Origin of the sequence: Maricurvus nonylphenolicus, assembly GCF_042854845.1 — a bacterium.
In the GTDB taxonomy this organism is placed as follows: Bacteria; Pseudomonadota; Gammaproteobacteria; order Pseudomonadales; family Cellvibrionaceae; genus Maricurvus; species Maricurvus nonylphenolicus.
On the sequence record NZ_AP031498.1, the window covers coordinates 1065786 to 1085097 of the forward strand.

At 47.6% G+C, this 19312-nt stretch carries 15 protein-coding genes; 10 read left to right on the plus strand and 5 right to left on the minus strand.

Annotation, left to right across the window (positions count from 1 at the left end; all coding sequences use genetic code 11):
* Positions 1-31 precede the first annotated feature (31 nt).
* Positions 32-1051 carry an AraC family transcriptional regulator ligand-binding domain-containing protein gene (locus ACGHZ6_RS04450; protein ID WP_390617603.1) on the minus strand — a complete coding sequence of 340 codons (1020 nt, stop codon included), beginning with the start codon at positions 1049-1051 and terminating at the stop codon, positions 32-34.
* 127 nt (positions 1052-1178) lie between these two features.
* On the opposite strand from ACGHZ6_RS04450, the gene ACGHZ6_RS04455 reads away from it, so the two are divergent.
* A complete protein-coding gene (locus ACGHZ6_RS04455; protein ID WP_390617604.1) occupies positions 1179-2579 on the plus strand; it encodes an FAD-binding oxidoreductase in 1401 nt (466 codons plus the stop codon).
* A 114-nt stretch (positions 2580-2693) separates the two neighbouring features.
* Positions 2694-3965, plus strand: coding sequence for a serine hydroxymethyltransferase (glyA, locus tag ACGHZ6_RS04460; protein ID WP_390617605.1), 1272 nt, complete (start codon positions 2694-2696; stop codon positions 3963-3965).
* A gap of 13 nt (positions 3966-3978) precedes the next feature.
* Here the strand turns inward: glyA and ACGHZ6_RS04465 are convergent, their stop codons facing one another.
* Positions 3979-4770, minus strand: coding sequence for a hypothetical protein (locus tag ACGHZ6_RS04465; protein ID WP_390617606.1), 792 nt, complete (start codon positions 4768-4770; stop codon positions 3979-3981).
* A gap of 185 nt (positions 4771-4955) precedes the next feature.
* Here ACGHZ6_RS04465 and ACGHZ6_RS04470 point away from each other — a divergent pair, with 185 nt between their 5' ends.
* From ACGHZ6_RS04470 to ACGHZ6_RS04480, 3 genes are all read left to right on the plus strand, one after another.
* Positions 4956-5714: a substrate-binding periplasmic protein gene (locus ACGHZ6_RS04470; RefSeq protein WP_390617607.1), complete on the plus strand. Its 759-nt coding sequence runs from the start codon at positions 4956-4958 to the stop codon at positions 5712-5714.
* Positions 5715-5831: 117 nt separating this feature from the next.
* Positions 5832-7970: a TonB-dependent receptor plug domain-containing protein gene (locus ACGHZ6_RS04475; RefSeq protein WP_390617608.1), complete on the plus strand. Its 2139-nt coding sequence runs from the start codon at positions 5832-5834 to the stop codon at positions 7968-7970.
* 16 nt (positions 7971-7986) lie between these two features.
* Positions 7987-8460, plus strand: coding sequence for a TlpA family protein disulfide reductase (locus tag ACGHZ6_RS04480; RefSeq protein WP_390617609.1), 474 nt, complete (start codon positions 7987-7989; stop codon positions 8458-8460).
* Between the two features lie 26 nt (positions 8461-8486).
* Here the strand turns inward: ACGHZ6_RS04480 and ACGHZ6_RS04485 are convergent, their stop codons facing one another.
* Positions 8487-10463: a PHA/PHB synthase family protein gene (locus ACGHZ6_RS04485; protein ID WP_390617610.1), complete on the minus strand. Its 1977-nt coding sequence runs from the start codon at positions 10461-10463 to the stop codon at positions 8487-8489.
* A gap of 168 nt (positions 10464-10631) precedes the next feature.
* Entirely contained in the window at positions 10632-11153 is a 522-nt protein-coding gene (locus ACGHZ6_RS04490) for a phasin family protein (RefSeq protein ID WP_390617611.1), read from the minus strand.
* Positions 11154-11586: 433 nt separating this feature from the next.
* Between ACGHZ6_RS04490 and phaZ the strand changes: the two genes are divergently transcribed.
* From phaZ to ACGHZ6_RS04515, 5 genes are all read left to right on the plus strand, one after another.
* Positions 11587-12417, plus strand: coding sequence for a poly(3-hydroxyalkanoate) depolymerase (gene phaZ, locus ACGHZ6_RS04495; RefSeq protein ID WP_390617612.1), 831 nt, complete (start codon positions 11587-11589; stop codon positions 12415-12417).
* A 38-nt stretch (positions 12418-12455) separates the two neighbouring features.
* Entirely contained in the window at positions 12456-13253 is a 798-nt protein-coding gene (locus tag ACGHZ6_RS04500; RefSeq protein ID WP_390617613.1) for a hypothetical protein, read from the plus strand.
* A gap of 65 nt (positions 13254-13318) precedes the next feature.
* Positions 13319-14083 carry a hypothetical protein gene (locus ACGHZ6_RS04505; protein ID WP_390617614.1) on the plus strand — a complete coding sequence of 255 codons (765 nt, stop codon included), beginning with the start codon at positions 13319-13321 and terminating at the stop codon, positions 14081-14083.
* Positions 14084-14512: 429 nt separating this feature from the next.
* Positions 14513-15988 (plus strand): NarK family nitrate/nitrite MFS transporter, encoded by a 1476-nt coding sequence (locus tag ACGHZ6_RS04510; RefSeq protein ID WP_390617615.1) that lies wholly within the window; start codon positions 14513-14515, stop codon positions 15986-15988.
* A 105-nt stretch (positions 15989-16093) separates the two neighbouring features.
* The gene (locus ACGHZ6_RS04515) at positions 16094-17917 is read left to right on the plus strand and encodes a protein kinase domain-containing protein (RefSeq protein ID WP_390617616.1); all 1824 of its coding nucleotides are present in this window, start codon (positions 16094-16096) and stop codon (positions 17915-17917) included.
* A 47-nt stretch (positions 17918-17964) separates the two neighbouring features.
* On the opposite strand, the gene ACGHZ6_RS04520 is transcribed toward ACGHZ6_RS04515, so the two are convergent.
* Positions 17965-19233 (minus strand): alginate export family protein, encoded by a 1269-nt coding sequence (locus tag ACGHZ6_RS04520; protein WP_390617617.1) that lies wholly within the window; start codon positions 19231-19233, stop codon positions 17965-17967.
* Between the last annotated feature and the right edge of the window lie 79 nt (positions 19234-19312).

The following is a 19312-nucleotide window of genomic DNA, read 5'->3' on the forward strand; positions in this document are numbered from 1 at the left end:
TAGGTTAATCCCCTGTCTGTTATCGATTAATTTACGCCGCGTGTGATTTTCTGAACTGTAACGGGCTCATACCCTCGTTGCGTTTAAAGACGCGCACAAAGGCACTTGATTCCGAATAGCCCAGTTCTTGGGCGATATCAGTGACTTTGGCATCTGACTTTAACAGTGCCTCCTTCGCCATCTCCATAATCAAATCAATACGCAGGCTGTTAAAGTTAAACCCCAGTTGATTTAATTGGCGGTGCAGTGTGCGGCTGGTCATATTTAACTGCTTGGCCAGTGCTTCCATATCAAACGCTTCATTGGTTAATTGGGCGCGAAGCTGAAGACGTACATAGCCGAGAAAATCATGTCGTTCCTCAATATCTGCTAATAGCCTGTTGGCTTGCGCGGTCATAACAGGAAGCAGTTCCGGGGTAGCAGAGTTCAGCGTTAGCTCGAACAATGAGCGTTCAAACCAGAAGCTGTTATGCGCTTGATTAAAGAAGAGATTAGAGCCAAAAAGGTTTGCGTAATCATTCTCAGGCTCTATGACTGAATGGGCAAAGCAGGTCTTAACCGGGTGCCAAAGATTCTTGGTAAAGGTTTGAATAGTATCGATCATGACGCCCATGGCAAACTCTGCAGCATGGGATGTTAACTCAACGTCGTCGATGCTTGTGGTAAATCTCGCTTCAATCAGGTCGTCGTCATCGATAAATTGAAACTCAGACCCCGTCATAATAATACGTTGGTAGCGTTGCAGTAATTTACAAAATTCACCGAAGTTGGATGAGCAAGTATATAAAAAGCCGATGACGCCAAACTGGGAGGTATCATGGTTCTCTGCCATCCATAGGCCCAGATGTGGCATTTGAAAGCGATCAGCAGCCCATTCCACCAGTTTGAGGTAGGCAATCTGAGGCATATTGCCTTGTTCATCAAGCAGTGTATCGGGGTCCATATTTACAACTGCAGCCAGTTCGGCGATATCCACTTTATGGCTATCAAAAAAATCCATCAGCCAGGCTGGCTGGATAGTGTCTTGCCTATACTTATCAATTGAATTCACACGCAGTAATCCAATAAAAGGTGAATATGGATGATACTTCAGTATACCTGTAATAGATGGAAAGGCTATAACTAGATACAATCGTCAATGCCTTATCAAACACTAGCTATCGGTATGGTCATACACTATGAGTCAGGCACAATCTAACGATTATATCCTTGAATTACAGCAGCTCTTTGGCACAGAGGCTGTTATACACGGTAATGAGCTCCAGGAGCGGGCCGTCAGTTATTGGAACGCTGCCCCCACCGAGGCGATGGCGCTGGTAAAACCAGCAACCACAGAGCAAGTCAGTGAGTTACTGCGCTGGAGTTATAAGCACCAGATATCCGTTGTTACCCAAGGCGGATTAACCGGCTGTGTAGAAGGTTGCGTGGCGGCAGACGATGAAATTATATTGTCGCTGGAGCGTATGAATCACATTGAAGTTATTGATCCTATTGGTGGCACGGCTCAGGTACAAGCCGGTGTGATACTGGAAACCCTACAGCAGGCGGTTGCCGATCAGCAGTTACGATTCCCGTTGGATTTGGGCGCTCGGGGTTCCTGCACACTGGGTGGTAATGCTGCGACCAATGCCGGTGGTATTAATGTGTTGCGTTACGGCATGATGCGCAACCTTGTACTGGGGCTGGAAGCGGTGTTACCCGATGGCACTGTTGTATCATCCATGAATCAAATGCTGAAAAATAATTCCGGTTATGACCTCAAGCAGTTGTTTATTGGTACAGAAGGCACGCTGGGTGTAATTACGCGGCTTGTTGTTCGCTTATTCCCGCAACCGTTAAGTTGTAACAGTGCATTGGTCGCACTGGATTCTTTTGAACAGGTCACCCAGCTATTGAATCATTTACAGCGTGACTTGGCTGGCGCACTCAGTGCGTTTGAAGTGATGTGGGGTGATTATATTCAGCGGGTAACCCAACCGGGTTGGCACAAATCGCCGATGTCTAGCGATTACAGTTTTTATGTCATGTTGGAAGCAGAAGGTGCAGATCCTGACACAGATGGAGCGCGTTTTTCTACATTGCTAGAACAGTCTTTGGAAGACGGTATTATCGTTGATGCGGTGTTACCAAAAAGCGAACTAGAGCGACGGCAGTTATGGGACATCCGCGAAAACTTTGAGGCGCTTTATCAACAGCCGCCTACATTTCTCTATGACATCAGTTTGCCTATTAAAGATATGGCAGCTTATGTCGCACAGGTAAAAGAGCGACTGCAGGAACGTTGGCCCGAATCAGAATGTTCAGTGTTGGGCCATATGGCTGATGGAAACTTACATCTATTTATAAGTCCACTTTGTGAGGGTGAAAGAAGTCATTTACATCACCAGGCAGATGAGGATGTTTATGAACCACTGCGTCAATTTGAGGGGGCAGTTTCAGCCGAGCACGGTATTGGTCTGGAGAAAAAGGCCTGGTTGGGCCATAGCCGCAGTCGGGCTGAAGTAGAGCTTATGCGCGCATTGAAGAAAACCCTGGATCCGCTGTCGCTATTAAATCCTGGCCGGGTTTTTGATCTGTAATAAGCTATAAGCAATATAAATAATCATATTTGAACTATTGATTTATCAAATCCCTGTCGGCTGCGTAAGATTCTTCTTAATGTGAGAGTGAGCCGTACCAGGAGAAGAATCCCCATGTTCAATAGTAACGATGCCATAGCCGATTTTGATCCCCAGCTGTGGGCAGCCATTGAGGGTGAAACCCGGCGTCAGGAAGAACATATCGAACTGATTGCCTCTGAAAACTACACCAGCCCTTTGGTGATGGAGGCTCAGGGCACACAACTAACCAACAAATACGCCGAGGGTTATCCGGGCAAGCGTTACTACGGTGGTTGTGAGCATGTCGATGTGGTGGAGCAGCTGGCGATAGACCGTGCCAAAGCACTGTTCAATGCTGATTATGCCAACGTGCAACCACACTCTGGTTCCCAGGCTAACGCCGCTGTTTATATGGCGTTGTTACAACCGGGTGATACGTTTCTTGGTCTTTCCCTGGATCACGGTGGACACCTAACCCATGGTGCCAAACCCAACTTTTCCGGCAAGATATACAACGCAATTCAGTATGGTTTAAATCCCGAAACCGGTGAAATTGATTACGATCAGGTTGAAGCTTTAGCATTAGCGCATAAACCGAAAATGATCGTTGCCGGTTTCTCTGCCTATTCCCGCGTGATGGATTGGCAGCGCTTCCGCGATATTGCCGATAGCGTGGGAGCTTATCTGTTCGTTGATATGGCTCACGTGGCGGGTTTGGTCGCAGCGGGCCTTTACCCAAATCCGGTAGGTATTGCCGATGTGGTAACCATCACTACCCACAAAACCTTGCGCGGCCCACGTGGCGGTCTGATCCTGGCGAAAAATAATGCTGAACTGGAAAAGAAATTTAACTCATTAATCTTTCCTGGCATTCAAGGCGGTCCCTTAATGCATGTTATTGCCGGTAAGGCGGTAGCCTTGCAAGAAGCTTTACAGCCGGATTTTAAAACCTACCAACAGCAAGTCGTAGCCAATGCGCGGGCTATGGCAAATGCCATGCAGGCCCGTGGTTACAATATTGTATCCGGTGGTACAGACAACCATCTGTTTTTGGTGGATCTGATCGATAAGGGCATTACCGGTAAAGCTGCCGATGCCGCGTTGGGCGAAGCGAATATCACGGTTAATAAAAATACGGTTCCCAATGATCCTCAATCACCTTTTGTGACCAGTGGTATTCGAATCGGCACGCCAGCAATCACTTCTCGAGGGATGAAGGAAACAGAGGTAGAGCTGTTAGCTGAATGGATCTGTGATGTGCTGGATGGAGTTAGTCGCCCAGGTGTAGAGTTAGAAGAAGTGATCAGTACGACTAAGAAAAATGTACTGCAACTTTGTGCGGACTTCCCTGTATACAGGAAATAATGAGATCTGTGAGTTATTGACGAATACCGTATTTTTCTAATAACTCCGCATAGCGACCAGACTGGACAAGTTCTAAATAGGTCTTGTCCAGTTGGTCGACATAGAATTGCGCTTTGGGATGGCTAGGTGAGAAGACCACAGTCTCTGAATATAGCGTGTTTCCACAGCCTGATTTTCGTAGGCGATCTTGCCAATTGTTTTTCTTGATCAAGTAGTCTGCCGCGAGGTTTGGCAGAAAACTAGTGTCAATTCTGCCGCTCAAGATCATTTGTAACATCCTCAATTCAATAGAGCTGGCTCCAGGTGCGAGGTAGAGAACTTGGTCGCCTAGCTCTTCTAATTTTTTCTCAATCTTCTGGCTGTTGTAGTAGCGCACCATACCAATCTTTACCTCATCCAGTGAAGAAAGATCATCAGGGTTATATCGCCATGTGGAATTCGGCAATGTATAAGTGCAGGCTTTCGAATGAATTCTAAAATGCTTTGGATACACCAGATTGAAATTAGGATCTTCTTCCTCAGTCGCCATGGCCGTCGTTGTTCCTTCCTGGGTTTGCTGTAGGCCTCGCATAAAGGGCATTTCTTCATATAGAAGTGTATAGGTTGGCGAGGGGAAGGCGATTTCCATCACGTCTACTGCAAGGCCGCCTGGTTTGGCTTGATTGATAATGCAGGTAATAGGGCAGTATTCGTTAACGGCAACGGTAATGGTTTCTGCTTGTACTGTATTAGCAGACAGTACGGTAGATATGATCAGAGCCACGGAAGAAAGGCGGTGATATATTTTCAGGGTAATCTGTTTCAAGCAAGAAACCATATAATATGTAGGCCTGATTATATAAAGGTTACAAGTAACGCTAGTGATATAGCGCTTTCTTCTATTGGACGTGAGAGGTAGCTTTGTACACAGCCCCCGTTCTGCTAAGTATATCAAATACCTTCTTTCCCCCTGCTAATATTAGTTAGTGAATTCTGTTCAGGCATTTCCTCATGAAGGTTCTGTATGTATTTATATTCTTGCTTGCGAGTTGTACCGCAGGTGCTTCTACTATAACCGTCCTTACACATAATGCTGAAGATTCTTTATTTAGAGATGAGGATGGTGAAACTAAAGGGATAAAGCATTCGGGACGCAGGGCTTTTACCTATGAGTTAGCAAAAGACATGATGCAGCGTATGAATCTTATGGGTGAGATAAAAAATGTTCCTCTATCCAGAGGTTTGCACTTAATCACTCATAAAGATAATTACGCTTTGTTTCATGTGGCATGGACCAAGAAAAGAGCCACTAAATTCAAGTGGGTTGGTCCTATCATCAGCAATAAAATGTATATCTATAAAAACAGCAGCAATATCGTCGAGTCGGCCAGCTTAAATGACCTGGATTTGAATTCCAGGTTTTGCCTGGTGAGACATAGCATTACCAGTGAGATAGTTGCCGCCCATGGGATGAGGAATATTGTAAAGGCTACTAACTATAAATCATGCTTTAAAATGCTAGCGGCTGGGCGAGTGGACTACACCTCTATAGCGGATAACGACTTCAACTGGTTGAAGTCAAAGCTAACGCCATCTTCATTGCATCAAATACAAAGAACAAATGTCATGCTGGGAGAAACAGAAGGCTTTATCGCCTTTTCTAAAAATGTATCTGATGATGAGATTGATCGATGGCAAGCAAGCCTGGATCACATAAAAGCTTCAGGTAGATATCAGCAGCTAGTGGATGAGTTTCTGTATGGGGAGTAGAAATGTGACACTTTTGTTACTGTTGATGCAAATCAATAGCGCTTAACATTTATTTGCAAAAGTAGATGCGAGTCATTATCATTCGCGGTTTTTAGAATCCTGTATCGGAGAAGACGGATGAAACCGCACATGTTGGCTATGGCCATTGGCCTGGCGACCGCATCAGCTATGACTCAAGCTGCCGAAGTATCTACGCAGTCACCTCAAAAGGGTGAAAAGGCAGAAACACCTGTAATGGAAGAAGTATCTGTAATGGGCGTACGTGAGCGTCTGATGCAGGCGGGCATGCTGAAAGATGTTATTCAGAAAACCGAAGTTATCTCCAGTCTGTCTATCGAGCAAATGCAGGCTGCCAGCGTAGCCGAAGCTATTGCTGAGGCCCCAGGGGTTCGAGTAAATAACGAGTGTTCCATGTGTGGTGTTAAGCGTGTGATGCTTAACGGTCTGCGTGGTGAACATACCACTATCCTGGTTGATGGTATTCAGACTTATACCATGATGGCCGGCTTCTACGGACTGGATGCTGCCGCGTCAGCCGGTATCGAAAGCATTGAAATTGCCCGTGGCGCCGGTGCTTCTTTGATTGCGCCAGAGGCTATCGGCGGTACTATTAATCTGGTAACCCGTGAAGCCCGTGAAAATGCCGTAGAAGTCGACTTGTCTGGCGGTGAAAACGGCTACAGGAAAGGCAGCCTGGTAGCGACCGGCATCACCGATGATGAAGCTACTCGCGTAACCTTCATTACCCAGTACGACTATCGCGATCAGTTTGATGGCGATAACAACGGTGTCAGTGAGAACCCGGAGCTGGAAAACCAGTCTGTAACGCTGCGTTTGTCCCACGATATTGGTGAGCGTGATAACGTTACCTTCCGTATTAATAAAACCGAATCTGAAATCTTTGGTGGCCCTGATGGAGCTGATATCGGTGAGGCTCGTGCCAGCTTTGCTGCCGATGATAGTGATTCCCCATCCTTGTTTGTAGGAGATGATGTTCGCAATCAGTGGATCGGTAAAACCTGGGAAACCACTGAATGGATTGAATCCGAGCGCACCGAGATTGCTGCCAGCTGGTTGCATGAAGTCAATGAACGCTTGAACACCACCTTGACTGTGAGTGTTAACGACCACGAGCAAGATTCTTTCTACGAAGGCTTCATTTATGATGCCGAGAATGAAATGCGCTACTACGATGCCCGTTTCAACTACGCACTGAATGATGATCACCATTTGACTTTTGGTGTTGATCATCGCGACGAAGAGTTGCGTTCAGAAACCAACAGCACCAGCCCAAACTATGTATCTGACAGCTTCGACTACGATACTCTGGGTTTCTATATTCAAGACACATGGACCGCTACCGAGAATTTCCAGATATCCATGGCTGTTCGTGTTGACCAGGTTGAAGCTGACTTTGTTGATCCGCAGAAGCCAGGTACTGAAATTGATGAAACCATCGTTTCTCCACGTGTAGATATGCGTTACACCCACAATGAGCAGTTTACTTCGCGTTTCTCCGCCGGTCGTGGCTACCGTGCGCCACTGTCTTTCTTTGAAAGTGACCATGGCATTCTGGATGGCGATGATGGCTTCCTGATTAATGTGGATGAGTTGGAACGTTCCAAGTCTGCTACCTACGCGTTGAGCTATGAAGGCGACAAGTTAACTGCAACCTGGTCCTTGGCCTATACCGCTGTAGATGAATTGGCAGCATTGAGTGAAAATGGAAGTGGCGTTCCTGTGTTGGATCAGCTGGATGATACCGCCACAGTACTGACTACTGATTTAGCATTAACCTACCAGTTGCGTGATAACCTCACCTTAAGCGCTGTTTTGGAAAGCTTTAACTATAACGATGAGTTTAAGCAGTCTTACGGTGTGGTACCGGTTGAACAACGTATTAACCTGGGTGTTGATTGGGAAATCAGTGGTTGGGATATCTTTGTATCTGGTACTTGGGTAGGTTCCCGTGATCTGAGCGACTACGGTGTACCTCAGGAGCCTACCTTTGATGCAGCAGGTAATTTCGCCAAAAGCAACAATGCGGAAAGCTACTGGACCGTCGATATGCGCGTTTCCAAAGAAGTTAGTGAAGGTGTTCAACTGTACTTCGGTGTTACCAATCTGACCGATTACAACCAGGCTGAAGATATGGAAACACCACTGTTTTATGAAGACGGTGGTTACGATGTTGCCCATATCTACGGCCCACTGCGTGGTCGTGAAGCCTACGCTGGCGTTAAGTTCACTTTCTAAGCGAGCTTAAACACAAGTGAATAAGTTCTTTTATTTACTGCTATTGGTCACCGGTTTGAGTGGAGGCAGCGTTGCTGCTGCCACCCAAACCGGTGCGCTACTTTCTACCCCACTTTCTGATCTGCGTTCGCAGAATTCTATTGCCTTGCAGGAATACGCAGGTAAATGGGTATTGGCGAGTTTTTTTGAGCCAAACTGCAGCTGGTGTTTTCGGCAAATGAAAGCGTTCACCCGTCTGACAGAAAAGTGCTCTCATATACAGCCGGTGGCGATAGGTATTAACGGTAATCGACAGAAGTTGCGCAAGGAAGTCCGCAAAGCCAAAATCAAGTATCCCGCTGTTGTTGGCAGCCGTGCTTTGCTTGATGTAGTAGGCGAGGTGCCTGCAACACCCTGGACACTGATTATTGATCCCGAAGGTAATACGCTGGCAACTCTGCGTGGCTACCATCCTCTTGAACAGTTAGGTCCAGCATTGGCCTGTGAATAAACTAAGTTAACTTAAGTTAACTTAGTTTATTCATTAACGTACTGACCAGGTGAGGCGCACAGCGGCGGATGTTGTTCACTGCCTAAAGTCTCTGAAGCAGATGTGGTTTCTCCGCCTCTGTCATTTAGCCATTCCCCCCAGTGTTCCCACCAGCTGCCTTTATTTTTCTGGGCGGACTCCAACCAGTCGTCAGCATCCAGTTTAACGTCAGGGTTGGTGTAGTAGGCCGTATTGGCAATACCGGGTGGACGTAAGATGCTTTGAATATGCCCACTGGTACTCAGCACAAAGGTACTGTGGTTGCTGAGTGAGTGGGGAAGATCGAAGCAGTTTTTCCAGGGCATTAGATAATCTTCATCACCACCGACACAGTAAAAGTCCATAGTGATTTGTTGGATATCAATCGGTTGGCCTTTGACAATCAGTTTACCCGGTTGGGAAAACATATCCTCCACAAAAATATCGAGAAAGTCACTGTGCAGGCCGGCGGGTAAACGGGTTGAATCATTATCCCAATAGAGCACATCCATGGAAGGCGGCTCTTTACCGAGCAGGTAGTTATTAATCCAGTAATTCCATACCAGATCCGTTGGGCGTAGCCAGGCGAAGATATGGGACAGTTCTTTGCCGTCCATATAACCACGCGTCTTGGCATGGCGACGACTTAACTCTACCGCTTCACGTGTGGCAAACAGGCCCAGGGCGGAGTTGTCATCGGCTTGCAGGGCGGTGACAAACAGGGAGTGAGAATGCACTAATGGTTTGTCGATAGCGGTTAAATAACCGAGTAGCGCCATGGAGGTGAGTCCGCCGGCGCAGGCACTGGCCAGGTTTACCTTATCGGCACCAGTGATTTCACACATGGCTTCCAGGGCGTGTTCCAATGCCGTGACATAGTCGTCCAGGTTCCAGTCTGCATGGCTTTTGTTGGGGTTGCGCCAACTGATCACAAAGGGCTGGATACCTTGGGATTGCAGATAGTTAACCAAGCTGTTTTTAGGGGTCAGGTCAAACACATAAAACTTGTTTAATTGGGGCGGCACAATAAGTACCGGTCGTTGACTGATTGTCTGACCATCCTGCATTTGATACTGAATCAGCTCCAGAATTTCATTGCGATAAACCACTGCGCCTGGTGTATAGGCTAAATCCTTGCCGACGGTAAAGGCATCGGGCCTGACCTGGCTGGGCATACCGTGATTGTGTTGAATATCATCGGCCATATTTTTCAAGCCGGCAATCAGGCTTTTGCCACCGGTCTGGAAGATACGTTTAACGGCAACAGGATTGAGCAAAGAGTTGGTTGGAGAGAAAAGGGCGCTGATCTGCTGGTAAAGAAAACGGCTGCGACGACGATCAGCTTCGTCCATATCGAGCTCTTCGACCCAATTGTTAATGCCCTTGTCTGCTGCCAGATACGTTTGCAGCACGGTATGGTAGATCATATTGTCTTTCCATACCGCGTCGCGAAAACGCTTATCTCCTCGCTCTGGTTCCAGAGTGGAGTTGCCTTTAACAATACGCAAAGTTTCCTTGGCAAAGGTGCCATAGTGGCGTGCAAAAACATCGGGCTGCTTAATGGCCTTGGTGAGAAAGTGACCGGCGGCATCCAGTAAACTGCGGCCTTTTAAGGTGCTATGAATTTCACTGTCCAGGTCATCTGCTTCATAGGGCGATTCGGCAAAAGGATCTTGCCTGTTTTCTTGCTTCTGTTTTGATGGCTGATCTGGTTGGGTATCGTGTTCAGCTGAATCGTATTTACTCTGCAGTTGTGAAGCGAGATTTTTTAAACTGGCGGAACGCTCACGTAAGCGTTGCAGAGTGTTAGATAAGGATTCTTCCTGCTCAGCATCTTCGCTGTCACTGGACGGGTGATCCAAAGATGCCGTATCACTACTACTTATGTCATCGGGATCCGGGTAGTGATCAGGGGGAGTAAAATGTTCGGGGCGAATAGCCTGTCCGTTATGTCCTGTACCGGATAATACGCTCGCGTGGTTCATGGTCTGAAGTTACCAGTTGAATATGTCGTAAATGAGAGAGGCGAAATCGATCCATCTGTGCCCCTGGCTATTCTTCGGTTGTCGTCTTACTTGATATCATTATTTGTAATAGTTGTTGCTTGAAGTAGTGCAGGCTTGGTATATAGCCCTAAGCCCGCACACTACCCATTAGGCCACAGAGGATTGACTGGCACTCTTGGTTGTTTTCTTGCTGCGGGCCCCCGCCGTTTTCTGGGCTTCAATCTGGGTCGCCAGCTCGGAAATAGAATCCGCCATATCCTGCATAAGATTGGTCAGCTGACTCATGTCTTTACGGCTGGGCACGCCAATCATATGCAGGGATTTGTTAACGCCGTTATCGATAACATGTTCGACATCAACAATCTTTTCCTTGGCCTTGGCTTTTAGCTCTGCGCTGGTACTGGTCAGGCGTGTTTTACGGCTGCCTATTTTGTCCTTGGCTTGCTTTTCAAACTCGGAGCCTTTTTGCGCCATTTCATAACCAAGGCTGACAACCTTTTCCTCAAGAGTAACGGCGGTACCCAAACAGGTATGCCAGGCAAACTTTGAGACGTTGCTGACGCCGGACATCAATTTACCGATTCGACTTTCTTTGGGGGGCGGTAAAGTTGCCTCGGATTGCAGTACAGGTTCTTGTTCGGTTTCGGGAATAGTTTTCTCGTCAGTCATAACTGGCCTCGTCAATGTGATCAGGAATGCAAAGAGTCAGGGGGTCAATTGCGGCGTTCCGTGCCATTCGGCGTTTCATAAAAAGCGATTAAGAAGCGCAGGTAGCGGGTGGTCAGTCCGGCTTATGAATCCAATCTGTCTCAGGGTTTTGAAGGTACTTTTCAAAAATATGAACACATTGGATATCTGTCAAACAAATAGACAAGAAAAAATACATATAAACAAGAAGTTGTTAATTGCTGCATCATAAATGTGCGATGGTGTCGTCATACACTCAAAATGGTGCACTACTTGTTGTGTTGGGTGCCATTTTATAGGGGGAATTTTCTATAGGGATTTAGAGCGTTTTTTCGGCGGAGAGTGGCTTGATAATTCGTTATTGTCATACATACTAAAAGCTTGTCGTCATTATAAGTTCGGAAGGACACCGGCTTTGAAACTTGAAGAAAGTTATATCGATGTGATGGGGGTACACATTCGAGTGGCCAGGAAGCCGGGAATCAGCGAGCGCCCCCTGTTGTTATTCAATGGCATTGGTGCCAATCTGGAACTGCTCGAACCCTTGATGCAGAGTCTGGATGGCATTGAATGCGTCATCTTTGATATGCCGGGTATTGGAGGGTCTGATATCTCTCTGCTACCGATGCGTTTTAAAGGCTTGGCTAAACTCTCTGCCCAGATTCTCGACCACTTTGGGTATGGCCAGGTTAATGTGCTCGGTGTGTCATGGGGTGGAGCGATGGCGCAAGAGTTTGCTTATCGTCATCCAAAACGCTGCAGTAAACTGATTTTGGCGGCCACCTCCGCAGGCGCAATTATGGTGCCAGGCAAGCCCTCCGTGCTGATGAAACTTTCCAATCCCAAGCGCTACTTTGATAAAGGTTACCTTAAGGATATTGCTCACCATATCTATGGTGGCCAATTGCGTAATGATCCGGAGTTAATGAGTCAGTTTACCGATAAGGTCCGTGCCCCTAAATCCAGTCAGGGGTATTGGTGGCAACTTTATGCAGCCTCGGCATGGACCAGTATGCACTGGTTACACAAGTTAGATCAGGAAACCTTAATCATGGCGGGAAACGACGATCCCCTGGTGCCGGTTATTAATGCTCGGGTGTTACATAACCGTATTCCCAATAGCATCCTTGTGGAACTGGATTGTGGCCATTTATTTTTGATGACCCTGATGGATGAAGTGGTTCCGCTGATCCTTGATTTTCTAAATAGCAGTTTAGTTGCTGATGAGGCTGCCAGTGTCCATTAGGGATAAGTTCATTAGGCGTATATTGAGAGGGTAACAATATGTTACTGCCAACCATTCTATTTTTGATCTTTACTTTCTGGACGCTACGTCACTGGCAATCCCTCCCTGAATTACTGCAGGAAGATGAAGGCGATAATCGTTGGCCGCTAAGTATGGACCATGCGACAACCCCAACACGCTTATGGCTGGTATCAGGTTGTTATGCTTTGTTCAGTTATATTCTGTTTTGGGGGTTAAACAAATTACTCGTATTGTTGGGGGTAGGGACCTGGGCTCCTTGGTGGGCATTAGGTGTCTTGGTGGTTGCGCACTATCTCCCCTATCTGAAAACCGTCTGTGCGTTTATTCGGTATTTTTTTCAGCGCCATCTGTTTTTTCCCGTATTGCCTTCGCATCAGGAATACCCGCTGATTCATCAGTTACTTGAACAGCAGCAAGGGCAGGAGTGTATTACCAAGGAGTTGGACCACGTTTACGGTTTGCTAAAGCAGGAATTCAATACATCCATACATGCATTTAATATCGTAGCGCTAAAAGAAGAGTGGCAACTGGTGCGTGCCGAGCACAAGAATATTCGACGTAAGGTATTGTCTGGCGTTATCTGTGAGACGACTGAGCAGCAACTGCGCCTGCAGTTATACGCTTGCTGTCGCTTACTTGTACGTTTAACCTTGGCCCGTTTCTGGTCCGGCAAGGAAAGGCGCAAAGAATTTCGTCGGCTGGGCTACTGTATTAACACCGGCGATGGCGCGCTTTACGGCTCGACGCGTCGGCTATGGTTTGGTTTGTGGAAAAATGTCTTTAGTCGTTCTAACAGAAGGTTAAAAGCCAGATAAACCAGCCTTGAAGGATCGACTATTGGTGGGCACAATGTCTCTTTGTTGTGCGAGATTCTATTCCTGTGACAACCTGCCCCAAATGCGGCTACCAACGCCAGCCCAGTGATCATCATGTGATGGCGGGTATCTGTCCTGCCTGTGGCATTGCCTATCAGAAGTGGTTGGATCGTCAGGCTCAAAATCAAGACCAGCAGCCAAAGCAAGCGGATGATCAATCCTCCTCTTTTACGGTTGCTGAATCTGTATCCTTATCTCAACGTATTAAAGCCCTGGCCTTTTATGTGCCAGAAAATGTTGAACCCTTAGGCTTTTGGGGCCGTGTATTTTTGTTAGGCGTTTTCTTTATCTGGGGCTGGTCATTTATTCTGGGCGGCATTTCCTGGGAATCGATTGGTGGCTCCTTTCTGCATAATGTGATTTTACCCTTCCACGAATTTGGCCATGTGCTGTTTTCACCCTTTGGTCGATTTATGGCGATATTGGGTGGCAGTCTGTTTCAGGTGTTGATGCCCTTGGGGTTGATGCTGGCGTTTCTGATTAAGCAACGCGATGCCTTTGGCGCTTCCATTATGTTGTGGTGGAGCGGGCAGAGTTTTATTGATATCTCACCTTACATTGCCGATGCGCCTTATCGGGCTATTCCCTTGATTCGCGGTATGGGTGAAGAGGCCCACGACTGGGGCAATTTACTCACTATGACCAATTCAATGGATATGGCCATGCCGCTGGCGCGAATGAGCTTCGGCATTGGTAGCCTGTTAATGCTGATGGGCTGCGCCTGGGGGGCTTATGTCCTCTACCTGCAAAAGGGCAAGTTAAGCCATTAGTTAGTTCGGCTTGTCTGCTAGCGGTCTTTCTCTGGAAGTCTTCTTTCTATTTATCTGTTCTTCGCTTGGCCAGTTGTGCACTGATTTCTGGCTGACCGTGCAATTGTTGATCGCTATCAAACAATACCTGCTTACTGTTGTGCACAATGATTGTGCGAACTTGAGTGCTTGGGGTGACTTATTAGGGGTATATTTTAGCTCTGCGGGAAAAGAGGGGTGGTCATCGGTGGTGCGTTTTGCACCATTAGGGCGCTTTTTGAGGTGAGGCCTTGGTGCGTTTATAGGGCCAAGAATGACCTGTAAATACCGTTATTGTTTCTAACCTATTGATAAGTAAGGGGAAAATCTATTTGGCATAAGGATTGCTGTAAGGGTTATATCCAAGCATTTTAATCTTTACATTCATTACGGACCCTGGAGACTCGACGTATGAGCGAATCCGAAAAGTTTAATCTCTTCTCCTTTACGGGGAAGATGAAGATCCTCCACATGAGCTGGATGGCCTTCTTTATTACCTTCCTGGTGTGGTTTAACTTCGCCCCACTGTTGGTTGCGGTGAAAGAATCCTTAGGCCTGACCTCGGCAGAAATCAAAACCCTGCTGCTGTTGAACGTATCTATCGCGATTCCTGCTCGAGTCCTGATTGGTATGTTGACCGATAAATACGGTCCACGTCTGGTTTACTCCGCACTGTTGATCGTGTGTTCTTTCCCATGCTTTATGTTCGCTGTTGCCGATGACTTTACGCAGGCAGCGATTGCTCGTTTTGCGCTGGGTCTGATCGGTGCCGGTTTTGTAATTGGTATTCGTCTGGTATCTGAGTGGTTCCCACATAACGAGCTGGGTACTGCAGAGGGTATCTACGGTGGTTGGGGTAACTTCGGTTCCGCTGCTGCTGCGTTCACCCTGCCTACCGTTGCTATCATGTTCGGCGGTGAAGACGGCTGGCGTTATGCCATGGGTATCACCGGTGTTCTGAGCCTGGTGTTTGGTTTTATCTTCTACGCTAACGTATCTGACACCCCGAAAGGTTCTACTTACTTCCGTCCTAAAACCCTGGGCGCGATGGAAGTAACCTCTAAAGGTGACTTCTTCTTCCTGCTGGCGATGAAAATCCCAATGTACGCTGCACTGGCTCTGCTGGTGTGGAAACTGTCCCCTAACGGTGTGAGCCTGCTGGGTGAGGTTGCGGCCAATGCCATTTATGCGGGGCTGGTTGTTCTGTACTTGTACGATGCGTCTAAAGTTTGGAACGTGAACAAGAACGTCTTTAAAGAGCCTGTACCTGAGCTGCACCGTTACAGCTTTAAACAGGTTGCTGTTCTGAATGTACTGTACTTTGCGACTTTCGGTTCTGAGCTGGCTGTTGTATCCATGCTGCCACTGTTCTTTGCTGATACCTTCGAGCTGACCCCAGTGATTGCCGGTATGGTGGCGTCTGCATACGCCTTTATGAACCTGATGTCTCGTCCTGGTGGTGGCTGGATTTCTGACCGCTTCGGCCGCAAGCCTACCCTGTTGATTCTGACTGCAGGTCTGGCTGTTGGTTACTTTGCGATGGCACAGGTTGAGAGCTCCTGGCCTCTGTGGTTGGCGGTTGTTGCAGCTATGGCGTGTTCTTTCTTTGTACAGGCTGGTGAAGGTGCAGTATTCGCGGCGGTTCCTCTGATCAAGCGTCGTATGACTGGCCAGATCGCCGGTATGACCGGTGCTTACGGTAACGTAGGTGCGGTAGTTTATCTGACTGTTCTGTCCATGGTTGATTACAGCACCTTCTTTATGGTGATTGCAGGTACTGCGGTACTGGGCTTTGTAACGCTGCTGTTTATGAGCGAGCCTAAAGGTCAAATCGCCGAAGTGAATGAAGACGGTAGTGTAACCCTGATTGATGTTGCCAAGTCTTAATTCAAGCCTTGCTTGATTGATTAAAAAACGGCCGCCTTTGGGTGGCCGTTTTTGCGTTTGTACTCTTTCCTATAACGCTTCCCTAAGGGGTGAAATTAAACAATAATGACTGCAAAAGAAGATCTGACAACAGACAATCGAGAGTTCGAAGACATTATGCCGTTGTTGCCTTTTGGGGATGATCAGCCGCAGTTAGACGTCGAGTTTGGCGGGCATTCTATTGCTGGTCGTAAAGAGAAGAACGAAGATGCCTTTGCGGCGCGCCAGCCCGATGGCGGCGAACGCTATTATAAAGGTGTGGTTGCCTGTGTTGCTGATGGGGTGAGCTGTAGTGAAAACGCCCAGCAGGCTAGTCAGACCAGCGTCATGGACTTTATCGAGAACTACTACAGTACGCCGGATACCTGGGGAGTTAAGCAGGCGGCGGCCAAGGTCCTGTCTTCGTTAAACTCCTGGTTATTCCATCACGGCCAGCAGGGTAACCTGCGCCACAATGGCCTGGTAACCACCTTCAGTGGTGCCATTTTAAAATCCACCACCGCACATATATTCCACGCTGGTGACAGTCGTATTTATCGTTTGCGCCAGGGTAATCTGGAGCAGGTCACCCGCGATCATACCCACAAACAAATTGGTACCAAGGCTTTTCTAACCCGTGCCCTGGGTATGGATAGTCGCCTGGATGTGGATTACCAGCAGAAGTCGTTAAAAGTCGGTGATGTATTGATGCTTACCACCGACGGTGTACACGATACCCTCAAGGATCACGATCTATTGGCGATGTTGCAGGCGCACCTGGCGGAAACGCCGGAGGCACCAACCCTGGAGCAAACCGCACGCCGCATTGTCGATGATGCCTATGAGGCAGGCAGTGAAGACAATATCAGTTGTCTGCTGGTAAAAATCAAAGAATTGCCCATAGAAGATATCAACGAAGTTCATCGCAAGCTAACCAAGCTAACCATTCCGCCGGTGATGGAGCCGGGGCACAAGATTGATGGTTACGAAATTCAAAAAATTGTTCACTCCGGTACTCGCAGTCATCTGTATCTGGTTAAGCAGATGGAAACCGGCAAGAAGTATGTCTTAAAGGCGCCGTCGGAAAACTTTGCTGAGGATGCGCAATACCTGGAAGGTTTTATTCGCGAGCAGTGGGTGGGGCGTAGAATCAATCACCCCAATGTTATGAAGATTTACCCGCGCCCGGCAGAAAGCCCCTTTATGTATCACCTGTGTGAATATATTGAGGGTACCAGCTTGCGCCAGTGGATGATTGATAATCCGCAGCCGAGCCTGGCCAAAGTGCGTGAACTGGCCAAGGGTATGGTAGCGGCTGTGCGCGTCTTCCAGCGTCAGGGTATGGTGCACCGGGATATCAAACCGGAAAATATTTTGCTCGATGAGCACGAGCGGGTACGTCTGATTGATTTTGGTACCGTGCAGGTTGATGGCCTGGATGAAATTGCCACACCGTTAGGTGAAGAGGTTCCGGTTGGTTCGGTCAACTATATTGCCCCGGAATATTTACGTGGCGAAAAAGGCCAGCATTATTCCGATATTTTCTCGCTGGGGGTGATTCTCTACGAAATGTGTACCGGCACCTTACCGTTTAAACAAACCGCAGCACAACAGCAACAGCCGCAACATTATCAGGAATGGAATTATATTCCGGCACGCCGAGCACGCCCGGAATTACCGCTGTGGTTGGATCTCACTCTGGAAAAAGCCAGTGACCCTAACCCGGCTAAACGTTATCACGTGATGTCGGAATTACTGCACGATTTAAGTAGCCCTAATGCGGAGTTAGTGGCTGTACATAAAAGTGCGCCGCTGTTAAAGCGTAATCCGACGCTGTTTTGGCAGGGAATATCAGCCTTGTTGGCAGTAGGCTTGGTTGCGCAGTGGGTATATATGTCGCAGTTTATGTAATGTGGCATCCGCGTAGGCGGATGCCACAATAGTCTTATAAAACAGAATTAAAAATTCGCCGTAGCGGTTAGCCAAAGTTTAGTGGTATCCGTACTACTCCAATCACTATCCGCATCAAAGTCCGCATACTTCAGACTTAATCCATAACGCTTGGCAAATTTCTTACTGATTGAAATACCCCACTCATCACCATAATCACTGGCTCCACCGGTCGCTGCACTGCTGTCATCGGATTCAAACTGATGGGCGACCAGTGACAGGTTTATGCCTTCAAGGTTGTAGCTGATAGATGCATAGGTATCTTCAACACCGCCGTCTACATTGCCTAAACCACCACCCAGAAAGCGATCGGTCCAGCCCTGGAATTTATGCAGGGTGGCCAGTGGCGTAACAAAGAAACCATCGCTGCCATCAGCTTCCAGAGTTTCCTGGCCTAGCTTAAAGGTAAAGCCAGCGAGTTTGCCGTAGGCTTCCAGCAGGACATAGTCGGCATCGTAACTCTTGGGGTTGTCGTGGGCATCGGATTGTTGAGCATATTCCAGCGCGTAGCCAAAACTGTCGTATTTACCGGCAACACGCAGCCCTGTGGTTTTACTCGACATGGCTACGGCATTACTTTCTTCATTATCAATGTCGTAATGGTACAGGGTGGCTTTAGTATGTTTGATACCGGAATAGCTGACGTTGAAATATTTTGTTGAGTGGTCGTGTTTACCCAGGTTATCAGGCTCACCGTCGGTACGATCTTCGCCCCAGATACGTCGCACTTGGTTGATATAGCCTAAATAGATTTCGGTATCTTTAAAGGCTTTGCTGGCGATAGTTGTAGCGAGATAGGTTTGTTCATTTTGACGGAAGCCCACACCACCGATGTAACGCTGGTTATCGAGGTTAAGGCGTTGGCGGCCGTAGCGTAAATCGGTCTTGTTGAAGTTGTAATTCAGCCATACCTGATTGATCTCCGTGTCTTCAGGATCTGAAATAACGGATTTATCGGCCAAGTCAGCATCGGAATTACTGGGGTGGGTTTTATAGTCGACCGAATCCAGCTCGGTGACATCGTCCATTTCGATCTGTGCGTTGAAGCCGTTAAAGGGCGCTGTGGTATAGGAAAGCCGGGTACGCAGGGTAAAGGCTTCGGCATCTGTATCAGAGCCCGTGCTGATATCGTCCTCGACATCTTCATAGCGCAGGCGAAAGTTGAGTTTGACTTCGCCGTCTTTAATGGCTTTGGTAAGACCGTCTTCGGTATAAGCAGGAAGGCTAACGCAGGTGCTGCAAATAGCTACGGGTAATAGCAGGCGGGTCATTTTCATAAAGCATCTCCTTATGGGTGAAAAACGCTTCATAAAAATGTAATAAATATTTGAAATATTTCAAGTTTATGACATCTGA